The following is a 9,665-nucleotide window of genomic DNA, read 5'->3' on the forward strand; positions in this document are numbered from 1 at the left end:
GTCAACCTGACCGGCCACTTCTTCTGCGAACCCACGACAACAGTCCTGTCTGGCGAAAGGGGAAGGAATCTGCCAGACACTAACCTCCCAACCAGATATGCCATAGCTAAGCAGCGACACACTACTAGTTGAGGTGGACCATTTTCTTGGGGTCGACGATCCGGTCGAAGTCCTGTGCGGTGATGTAGCCGGTGGCGAGGGCGGCTTCACGCAATGTGGTGCCCTCGTCGTCCGCCTTGTGTGCGATCTGGCTGGCTTTGTCGTAGCCGATTTCCGGCGAGAGCGCGGTGACGAGCATCAGGGAGCGGGCGAGGTAGTCGTCGATCTGCTGGCGGTGCAGTTCGGTGCCTTCGATGCAGTAGGTGCGCAGCTTCTCGCTGGCGTCTCCGAGAATGCGGGCGGAGTGCAGGAAGTTGTTGATGATGACGGGCCGCATGGCGTTGAGTTCGAAGTTGCCCTGGGTGCCGGCGAAGGCGATGGCGCTGTCCTCGGCCAGGACTTGGATGCACACCATGACCATCGCTTCGCACTGGGTTGGGTTGACCTTGCCGGGCATGATGGAGCTGCCCGGCTCATTGGCAGGCAGGGCGAGTTCACTGATGCCGCAGCGGGGGCCGGAGGCGAGCCAGCGGATGTCGTTGGCAACCTTCATCAGCGGCACGGCGAGAGCCCTCAGGCCGGCCGAGGCCCCCACCACGGCATCCAGGCTGCCTTGGGCGGCAAAGGAGTTGGACGCCGTGTGGAATGGGTAGGCGGTTAGCTGTGCGATCTCCTGTGCCACCTGGGCACCGAAGCCCTCGGGGGCGTTGAGACCGGTGCCGACCGCGGTCCCGCCGACGGCCAGCTCGTACAGACCCGGCCGGGTTGCCTCGATGCGGTCGATGGCGTCGGAAATCTGGGCGGCGTAGCCGGACCACTCCTGGCCTACGGACAGCGGGACGGCGTCCTCCAAGTGAGTGCGGCCGATCTTGATGATGTCCCGCCACGCTTGGGACTTGGCTTCCACGGCATGTTGAAGGTCCCTCACCTTCGGGAGCAGGTGCTCGTGGATCTGGCGGACGGCGGCAATGTGCATCGCGGTGGGGAAGGTGTCGTTGGAGGACTGGCCCATGTTGACGTGGTCGTTGGGGTGGACCGGTGTCTTGGACCCCAGTGTGCCGCCGACCAGCTGGATCGCCCGGTTACTGATGACCTCGTTGACGTTCATGTTGCTCTGCGTGCCGGACCCGGTCTGCCATACGTACAGCGGGAAGTGGTCGTCCAACGCGCCGGAGATCACCTCGTCGGCGACACGCGCGATCAAGTCGGCCTGCCAGCCCGGCAGGCGGCCCTCGCGCCCGTTGACAAGCGCGGCGGCCTTCTTGACGTAACCGTACGCGTGGTAGACGGCCTTGGGCATGCGGTCGTCCCCGATGGAGAAGTGGATCAGGGACCGCTGCGTCTGGGCACCCCAGTACCGGTCGGCGGGCACCTCGATGGCGCCCATCGAGTCCGTTTCGCGGCGGGTGCCAGTGGCGTCGATGCCGATCGGGACGTCCCGCACCTTCGGTGGCTGCTCGGTGGCGGCGTGCTGGTGCCCGGAGGTCATGGCGACGCCTCCTTCTCCGACAGCGGTCCATAGACCGGCTGCCACATGGTGTCCTGCACGGCCTGGACCAGATCGGCCGGCTGGCGGGTGGCGACCTTGTCCTGGACGGCCGCCCGGACTACCGCCACGGCTACCGTCGCCGAGGAAGCGCGCAGATTCGCCACCGGCGGCAGCAGCGGCGCGCCGGGGGCCCTGGCGTCGACCTGCCCGGCCACCGCCTCCGCAGCGGCGAGCAGCATCCCGGCGGTGAGCCGTGCAGCCCCGGCGACGACGGTGCCCAGACCCACACCGGGGTAGAGCAGCGCGTTGTTGGCCTGCCCGATGACGTGGCGCACTCCGCCGTACTCGACCGGGTCGACCGGGATACCCGTCGCCGTCAGGACCCTGCCGTCGGTCCAGGCCAGCAGGTCGGCCGGCATGGCCTCGATCTTCTCGGTGGGGTTGGACAGCGGGAAGATGACGGGCCGGTCGACGTGCTCGGCCATCGCGGTGACCACGTCCTTGTCGAAGGCGCCCGGCGTGGTCGAGGTGCCGATCAGCATGGTGGGGTGGACGTGCCGGACGGTGGTCAGCAGGTCGATCCTGCCGTCCGCCCAGCTCTGCACCTCCGCGGCGGGCCGTGCGTAGGGCGCCTGGTAGTCGCGCAGGTCCGGCATGCCCTCGACCAGCAGACCCTGCTTGTCGACCAGCCACACCCGACGGGTGGCCTCCTTGGGGTCCAGCCCGTCGCGGACCATCGCATCACGCAGCTGGTCGGCAATGCCCACCCCGGCCGTGCCGGCGCCGAACACCACGACACGCTGGTCACGGAAGGATTGTCCGGTGATCTTCAAGGCCGACACCGCAGCGGCCAGGGTGATCGCCCCGGTGCCCTGCATGTCGTCGTTGAACATGCGATAGCGATCCCCGTAGGTCTCCAGGATGCGGCGGGCGTTGCCCGGCCCGAAGTCCTCGAAATGCAGCAGCGCGTTCGGATACAGCTCTGAGACGGTCTCCAGGTAAGTCTCGATGAACGCGTCGTACTGCTTCCCGCGTACCCGGCTGTGGCGCACGCCCAGGTAGAGGGGATCATTCAGCAGGTTCTCGTTGTCGGTACCGACGTCCATGACCACCGGCAGGCAGCGGCCGGGATGCAGTCCGGCCGCAGCGGTGTAGACGGCGAGCTTGCCCACCGAGATCTGGATGCCCTGCACACCCCAGTCGCCGATCCCCAGGATCTCCTCGGCGTCGGTGACCACCACCAGGTCCACCTCGTCCCGGTGGAGCTGAAGTGCCTCGAACGAGCGGCGCACATCCTGCGGCCGGTCGATGGACAAGAACACCCCGCGAGGGCGCCGGTACTCGTGGCTGTACCGCTTGATCGCCTCACCTACGGTCGGGTCGTAGACGACCGGCAGCAACTCGGCAAGGTGATCTTGTAGCAGCCGGTAGTACAGCACCTCATTGCGGTCGTGCACCTGCTCGAGGTTGATGAACTTCGCCAGATCGGTCGGCTCTTCCTGCAACTGCTCGTAGGCACGAATTGCCTGCTGGTCAAGGGTGAGCACGGCGTCGGGCAGCCGGCCCACCAGTCCGAGGCGCTCACGCTCCTCGGCCGTGAAAGCAGTACCGCGATCGGCCAGCGGATCGAGCAGGACGGGAGGCGTATGCATCGGCATAAGAACTCCTCCACGGGCATCATCATGGACTCGATCGACCCCAACCCCCACTTCCATACTTGACCCGCTCCCCCAGGCGGCGCCACTGGAACAGGCCGCGGACAGGCCCCGTGAGCGCCGCCCTGAGTGTCTCGCTACAACGGCCGCTGGTGCGCTCGGCCCCGTACTCGCTTGGTACGGCTATCGCCATGGCGCAGTTCGGCTCGTCGATGGCCGGAATGCTGGTGCTGACCATGTTCCTGCAAAGCGGCCTCGGCCTGTCCGCGCTCGCTGCCGCAGCCGTCAGCCTCCCGGCGGCCGTGGCCATGGGTGTCTCGTCGGCGTGAGCGAGGAGGGTTGTGGTGACCGAGTCCCTGAGTTCGAGCAGGTCGAGGGTGATGGAGACGCTCAGCGAGAGCGGACAGCCCGGCGAGAGGTACACCTGAAGGTGGTGTGGTGCCGGATAGAACCCGCCGGCGGAGTCGACGCCATACGCGGCCGTGGAAGCGGTGTGGGGGGCGGTTGGTGCGAACTCGTGATGGGAGAGGCCGGGTTGGAGATCGCGAAGAATTTCCGGGCCTGAACTGCGCTGCGCAGTGGGCGCTGACTATCGTGACCGTCCCCAACAGTGTCGTGAGGCTCTGGGACGTCGTCAAGAAGGCAGTGCGCCGTCTCACAGCGCGCTGCCGGGGGCTCGTCGGTCGGTACCAGCACTCGGTCGCACGTTGACTTTTCACCCGGCGCATGTCTACCTTACGGCGCAGAATGGTCATGAGTGTCAGCAACAAGCCCTGGCTTGCTGGCCGGCAACCCTCGCATCGCGGTGGGGTGCCCCAGGTGACGACCGGACCGAAGGACATTCGGTAAGCGCGAGGCCCGGTGCGGCAGAATGGTGACGGTGGCGGAGATGTACGCAGGTCCGGGGATGGCCGCATGGCGGCGCCACGGTCGCGCCTCGGCGTACCTGAACCGGTGCGTCGACCTGCTCCGCGTCAGCAGTGCCCTGTGTACCAGCGGCCTGTGTACCGCCGCTGCGGGCACCCCTCGTCAAGGCTGACAACTTCCTGATCCACGCCTGCCTGCGGTAGCGGTGGTGTGTCAACTCCCGTCCGGCCGATGCCTCTTGGGCAGCAATCTCTCCCGACGGGCTGTCCCCATGGAGCCTCCCCACAAGTGGTGGGCGCCGGCACCAACCAGGAGAAGATCGACGCCGTCGTACGGCATCCGGTCACCGTCGTGTGAGCGCGGGCCTCGGCCGGGTACGGCGCGGGGGCAGCACGCAGCCGGAAGCCGACACCCCACTCGGTGGTCAGCAGTCCGGGCGGCCGCAGGGCCGAACTGGCGGCGGATACGGTGCACCGCAGTTCCTTGCGGGAGACCACCCGTCCGTTGCCCCACAGAAGCTCGGCGAGCAGCCGGAATGCGAGCCGGGTCAGGAGCTCCGGCGTGTCGTGCACCAACACCCGCTGTCCGCTGAAGTCGGGGCAAAGCAGGCCGAGGGCAGCGGCGACGTACGAGCCGGTCACAGTCCCCTCCCCCTGGAACGGCGCCGCGGTCCCCGCGGATGAATGCACACTGCGAGCGCGTGATCGGGACGCTTCGGCGCGAGGTCCTCGATCACGTCCCCCTGGCCGAGCGGCGGAAGCGGCACGGCGCCGGGCGGGCGGGCCGCAGCGGGGCGATCCGGAATGCAGTATTCCTGTCTCACGTATTGGTACACATATTCTTCGACAATCCTCCATATGTACGATCGGCCGGAGCCATTCACCCGGGGACGGGCCGCCCGGCCAAGCCCCGCCTGCGACGACCGAGCGAGCCACGCATGCCCGTAACCTCCCGCGCCTCAGCGCAGACCGTCGACGCCGCACGGGCCGGCTGGGACGCCTGGCACGCCTCCCGGCTGGCCGCCGTCACGGCAACCACCGGCAACCTGGCCCTCGTCGAGACCCGCTGGCTGCCCGGCGGACAGCCGGCCCCAGTGGCGGAGGCACGTGCCTGGCAGCCCGACGGGGTGACCATCACCGCGGTGCGGCGGACCGACATCCTCACCGGCGAGCCCGAGCACGCCCTCCGTTTCTGGGATGCCAACGCCCCGGCCATCCAGCACTTCTCATCGATCGACACCTTCCCGTTCGACCCGGACTGGGTGATCGAGGCCACATTCACCCCCGTCCCGACCGGCCGCCGGGTGGCGTTCGAGCACATCCGCGACCACGGGGACACCCGTGACCTGCTGGTCCCAGGAGACATCCACCTCACCCTCGACGGCGTCGAGTACGCGCTGGACGCGTTCGACGACGACGGCACGCTGCTCCTGGTCTTCGCAGACCCGACCAACGGCACCACCACCTACGGCGCCGGTCGCTTCCTCCTCATCCCCCGTCTTCCGGACAGCGAGACCGTCATGCTCGACTTCAACCGCTCCTTCGTACCGCCGTGTGGCTTCTCCGCTCAGTACAACTGTCCACTGCCGCCGCGGCAGAACCGCTTCCACCTGCCGGTCGAGGCCGGCGAGAAGCTCCCGGTATTCCGCGACGGCTACGCAGTGCACTGAGTCCACCCACCACACCGCCGGCCCGCCGCCCCGTTCCAGGCGGGCCGGCCACTGACCCAGGAGTAACGAAGTGAGAAGAAAGACGGCACCGCTGCTCGGCGGCGCCCTGGCGGTCGCGCTCTCCCTCGCCCTCACGGCCTGCGGCTCCGGAGCTCACGCCAACGGCGGTTCCTCGACGTCCGCCGCCGGATCGTACGACCGCAACGCGACCATATCCATCGGGTCGCTCTACGAGCCGCAGAACCTCGACAACACCGCCGGCGGCGGCCAGGGGGTCACCGAGGCGCTCAACGGAAACGTCTACGAGGGCCTGTTCAAGCTCACCGACGACGGCAAAGTCCAGAACCAGCTGGCCACCGGCTACACCGTCAGCCCGGACGGCCTCACCTACACCTTCACGCTGCGCAGCGGCGTGAAGTTCCACTCCGGCAAGCCGCTCACCTCGGCGGATGTGAAGTACAGCATCGAGAAGGTGACCAGCGCCACCTCACAAGCCGCCCGCAAGAGCAGCTTTGCCATGATCAAGAGCATCGCCACCCCCGACGTCCACACGGTCCGGGTGACCCTCTCGTCCAAGTCGATCTCCTTCGTCTACAACCTCAGCTATGTGTGGATCATCGACTCCACGGCCAAGGACCTGAAGACCACCGAGGACGGCACCGGCCCCTACAAGCTGGACAAGTGGACCCACGGCTCCGTGCTGAGCCTGGTGCGCTACGCCGGCTACTGGGGCACCCCCGCGACCAACGGCAAGGTCGTGTTCACGTACTTCAAGGACGCGACCGCCCTCAACAACGCGCTGCTGACCAACGCCGTGGACGTGGTGACCAGCGAACAGAGCCCGGACGCGCTGCAACAGTTCAAGAACAACGCGAACTACAGGGTCAACGACGGCCACTCCACCACCAAGTTGCTGCTGGCCTTCAACGACCGGGTCAAGCCGTTCAACAACACCTTGGTGCGCAAGGCCGTCACCTCCGCGATTGACAACAAGAAGCTGCTCCAGTCGATCTGGGGCGACTACGGCACCCTGATCGGCTCCATGGTCCCGCCGACCGACCCCTGGTACGAGGACCTCACCAAGGTCAACCCGTACGACGTGGCGCTGGCCAAGAAGGAGTTGGCGCAGGCTGGTTACGCGAAGGGCTTCCGATTCACCCTGGACACGCCCAACTACGACCCGCACCCGACCGCCGCCGCCTTCATCAAGTCCGAGCTGGCCAAGGTCGGCATCACGGTCGACATCAATGTGATCACACCGGACACCTGGTACACCAAGGTCTACCAGAACCACGACTTCACCGCGACGCTCCAAGAGCACGTCAACGATCGCGACGTCGTCTGGTACGGCAACCCGGACTTCTACTGGGGCTACGACAACAAGCAGGTCACCAACTGGGTGAACCAGGCAGAGCAGGCCAGCACCACCACCCAGCAGACCGCGCTGCTGAAGAAGGTCAACACCCAGATCGCCGAGGACGCGGCCAGCGACTGGCTCTACCTCTACCCGCAGATCGTGGTGGCCAGTTCCAAGCTGTCGGGCTACCCACTCAACGGCCTCAACTCCCAGTTCTACGCCTACGGCATCAAAAAGAGCTGACGGCTGTCCCCCGCCTCGGCGCCCCCGTCGCGGCGTCCCCCACCGCCGCGGCGGGGGACGCCGCGACGGCACCACCGCCCCACTGAATCGGTTGCCTGATGACTACCTACATCCTGCGGCGGCTGGCCTTCCTGGTCCTCTCCCTGCTGATGGCCAGCGTGGTGCTGTTCCTGCTGCTGCGCCTGCTCCCCGGTGATCCGGCCAACGCACTGCTGTCGGTCGGCGCCAGCCCGGAGCAGATCGCCGCCGCACGCCACCAGATCGGCTCGGACCGCCCGTTGCCGGATCAGTTCGTCCAGTGGCTGCACCAGCTGGCCACCTTCCACCTCGGCGACTCCTTCGTCAGCTCGCTCCCGGTCGGCCCGGAGATCGCCTCCCGGCTGAACGTCACCGTGCCGCTGACCTTGCTCTCCTTCCTGCTCTCCCTGGTGATCGCCCTCCCGGTCGGCTTCGTGGCGGCGCACCGGTCGCGCACCTGGTACGGGTCGCTGCTGAGCGGGATCTCCCAACTGGGCATCGCGGTGCCGGTCTTCTGGGTCGGCATGATCCTGATCACCTTCTTCGCGCTGCGGCTGGGCTGGCTGCCGGCCGGCGGGTTCCCGCAGGACGGCTGGTCCGACCCCGGCGCGGCGGCCGACTCGCTGGTGCTTCCCGTGATCACGGTGGCCTTGGTGATGTCCGCCTCGTTGATCCGGTACGTCCGCTCCGCCACCCTGGACGTCCTCGGCAGCGACTACTTGCGGACCGCGCGGGCGCTCGGCTCCTCCTTCACCGGCGCGATGTGGCGGCACGGCCTGCGCAACGGCGCCGCCCCGGTAATCTCCATCCTGGGCATCGAGCTGGCCACCACGCTGCTGGGCGCCGTCGTGGTGGAGACCGTCTTCGCACTGCCGGGCCTCGGCAGCCTGCTCTCCCAGGCGGTGGCCCAGCACGACTACCCGACCATCCAGGGCGTGCTCTTCGTCAGCACCTTCGCGGTGCTGGTCATCGGCTTCCTCGCCGACCTGGTGCAGCGGCTGATCGACCCGCGACTGCGCGGCCGGCTCTCCGGCGGTGCCCGGTGAGCGCCCCGGCTACCCGGCAGACCCGCCCCCGCCGGTCCTGGACGCTGGTCACCGGCTGCGTGCTGGCCGGGCTGATCGTCGCGGTCGGGCTGCTCTCCCTGGCCTGGGTGCCGTACGCTCCGGACGACACCTCGGGCGGCCGGCTGATGCCGCCGGGGCTGCCCCATCTGCTCGGCACCGACAAGCTGGGCCGCGACCTGCTGACCCAGCTGATGATCGGCGCCCGGATCGCACTGGAATCCGGCGTGGGCGCGGTGGCCATCGGCGCGGTGCTCGGCGTCCCGCTCGGACTGGCCGCCGGCTTCGCCTCGCGCTGGCTGGACGACCTGGTCGCAGCCCTGCTGGACATCCTGATCGCCTTCCCCACCCTGCTGCTGGCGATGCTGGTGGTGGCGGCCCGGTCTGCGTCGCTGGGCTCCGCCGTGATCGCTATCGGCCTGGCCATGACCGCGGTGGTGGCCCGGCTGACCCGGGTGCTGGTCAAGCGGGTGCTGACCCAGGACTACATCACGGCCGCCCGCACCTCCGGCACCTCCTGGCCCCGGGTGATCACCGGGCATGTGCTGCCCAACATCTGGGGAACCCTGGCGGTCAACCTCGCCCTGCAGTTCGGCCTCGCCGTGCTGGCCGAGGCGAGCCTGTCGTTCCTCGGCCTGGGCGCCCCGCCACCGAACGAGTCCTGGGGGCGGATGCTCCAGGAGGCCCAGGCCACCGTGCTCACCGCGCCCACCGGCGCCATCGCCCCCGGTGTGCTGCTGGTCGTGCTGGTCGTAGGGGTCAACATGATCGCGGACGGACTGCGCGACACCCTGGACCCGACCCGGCGGAGGAGCCGATGAACGTCCTCGACGTCAAAGGACTGACCGTGCACGGCCCCGGCGGCCGGGCCCTGATCCGCGACGTGTCGTTCTCGATCGAGCCCGGCACCCGGCTCGGCCTGATCGGCGAGTCCGGCTCCGGAAAGTCGCTGACCACCCTGGCGGTGATGGGCCTGCTGCCGACCGGCACCGCCGCCACCGGCAGCGTCGTACTCGACGCGCCGGGCCTGCCCCGCACCGAGGTGATCGGCGCGCCCGAGCGCAGGCTGGCTCGGCTGCGCGGTCGCGCGGCCGCGGTGGTCTTCCAGGAGCCGCTGACCGCGCTCGACCCGTTGATGCGGGTCGGCCGCCAGATCGCCGAGCCGCTGCGCCGCCGACGCGGGCTGCGCGGCCCGGCGCTGCGC

General features: G+C 68.4%; 9 protein-coding genes and 1 riboswitch. Of the genes, 6 read left to right on the forward strand and 3 right to left on the reverse strand.

All coding sequences use genetic code 11. The features are described from left to right. Positions 1-124 precede the first annotated feature (124 nt). Together fumC and EFK10_RS01290 are read right to left on the reverse strand one after the other, a co-directional pair. On the reverse strand, positions 125-1,588 hold the full coding sequence (fumC, locus tag EFK10_RS01285; protein WP_127353941.1) for a class II fumarate hydratase: 1,464 nt from the start codon (positions 1,586-1,588) through the stop codon (positions 125-127). Further along, the gene (locus EFK10_RS01290; protein ID WP_240676906.1) at positions 1,585-3,240 is read right to left on the reverse strand and encodes an NAD-dependent malic enzyme; all 1,656 of its coding nucleotides are present in this window, start codon (positions 3,238-3,240) and stop codon (positions 1,585-1,587) included. The genes fumC and EFK10_RS01290 overlap by 4 nt, the downstream gene beginning before the upstream one ends. 194 nt (positions 3,241-3,434) lie before the next feature. Between EFK10_RS01290 and EFK10_RS01295 the strand changes: the two genes are divergently transcribed. Continuing rightward, positions 3,435-3,572, forward strand: coding sequence for a hypothetical protein (locus EFK10_RS01295; RefSeq protein WP_240676907.1), 138 nt, complete (start codon positions 3,435-3,437; stop codon positions 3,570-3,572). A 420-nt stretch (positions 3,573-3,992) separates the two neighbouring features. After that, a riboswitch (SAM riboswitch) is annotated at positions 3,993-4,101 on the forward strand. A 116-nt stretch (positions 4,102-4,217) separates the two neighbouring features. On the opposite strand, the gene EFK10_RS46880 is transcribed toward EFK10_RS01295, so the two are convergent. Continuing rightward, positions 4,218-4,751 (reverse strand): helix-turn-helix domain-containing protein, encoded by a 534-nt coding sequence (locus EFK10_RS46880; protein WP_164835756.1) that lies wholly within the window; start codon positions 4,749-4,751, stop codon positions 4,218-4,220. A gap of 296 nt (positions 4,752-5,047) precedes the next feature. On the opposite strand from EFK10_RS46880, the gene EFK10_RS01300 reads away from it, so the two are divergent. The 5 genes from EFK10_RS01300 to EFK10_RS01320 all read left to right on the forward strand — a co-directional run. Further along, a complete protein-coding gene (locus EFK10_RS01300; protein WP_127353943.1) occupies positions 5,048-5,779 on the forward strand; it encodes a DUF1684 domain-containing protein in 732 nt (243 codons plus the stop codon). A gap of 70 nt (positions 5,780-5,849) precedes the next feature. Beyond that, the gene (locus tag EFK10_RS01305; RefSeq protein ID WP_206305258.1) at positions 5,850-7,379 is read left to right on the forward strand and encodes an ABC transporter substrate-binding protein; all 1,530 of its coding nucleotides are present in this window, start codon (positions 5,850-5,852) and stop codon (positions 7,377-7,379) included. 98 nt (positions 7,380-7,477) lie between these two features. After that, a complete protein-coding gene (locus tag EFK10_RS01310) occupies positions 7,478-8,443 on the forward strand; it encodes an ABC transporter permease (RefSeq protein ID WP_127353944.1) in 966 nt (321 codons plus the stop codon). After that, positions 8,440-9,282: an ABC transporter permease gene (locus tag EFK10_RS01315; protein ID WP_127353945.1), complete on the forward strand. Its 843-nt coding sequence runs from the start codon at positions 8,440-8,442 to the stop codon at positions 9,280-9,282. Before EFK10_RS01310 ends, EFK10_RS01315 begins: the two co-directional genes overlap by 4 nt. Next, a partial coding sequence (locus tag EFK10_RS01320) for an ATP-binding cassette domain-containing protein (RefSeq protein ID WP_127353946.1) occupies positions 9,279-9,665 on the forward strand: 387 nt, incomplete at its 3' end. The genes EFK10_RS01315 and EFK10_RS01320, both read left to right, overlap by 4 nt.

Source organism: Streptomyces soli (assembly GCF_003999195.1).
Taxonomy (GTDB): domain Bacteria; phylum Actinomycetota; class Actinomycetes; order Streptomycetales; family Streptomycetaceae; genus Actinacidiphila; species Actinacidiphila soli.

Excerpts from the sequence above, each read along its gene's own strand:
- EFK10_RS01290 (WP_240676906.1), bottom strand. The coding sequence starts at position 3,240 with ATGCATACGCCTCCCGTCCTGCTCGATCCGCTGGCCGATCGCGGTACT.
- EFK10_RS01310 (WP_127353944.1), top strand. The coding sequence starts at position 7,478 with ATGACTACCTACATCCTGCGGCGGCTGGCCTTCCTGGTCCTCTCCCTG.
- fumC (WP_127353941.1), bottom strand. The coding sequence starts at position 1,588 with ATGACCTCCGGGCACCAGCACGCCGCCACCGAGCAGCCACCGAAGGTG.
- EFK10_RS01300 (WP_127353943.1), top strand. The coding sequence starts at position 5,048 with ATGCCCGTAACCTCCCGCGCCTCAGCGCAGACCGTCGACGCCGCACGG.
- EFK10_RS01295 (WP_240676907.1), top strand. The coding sequence starts at position 3,435 with ATGGCGCAGTTCGGCTCGTCGATGGCCGGAATGCTGGTGCTGACCATG.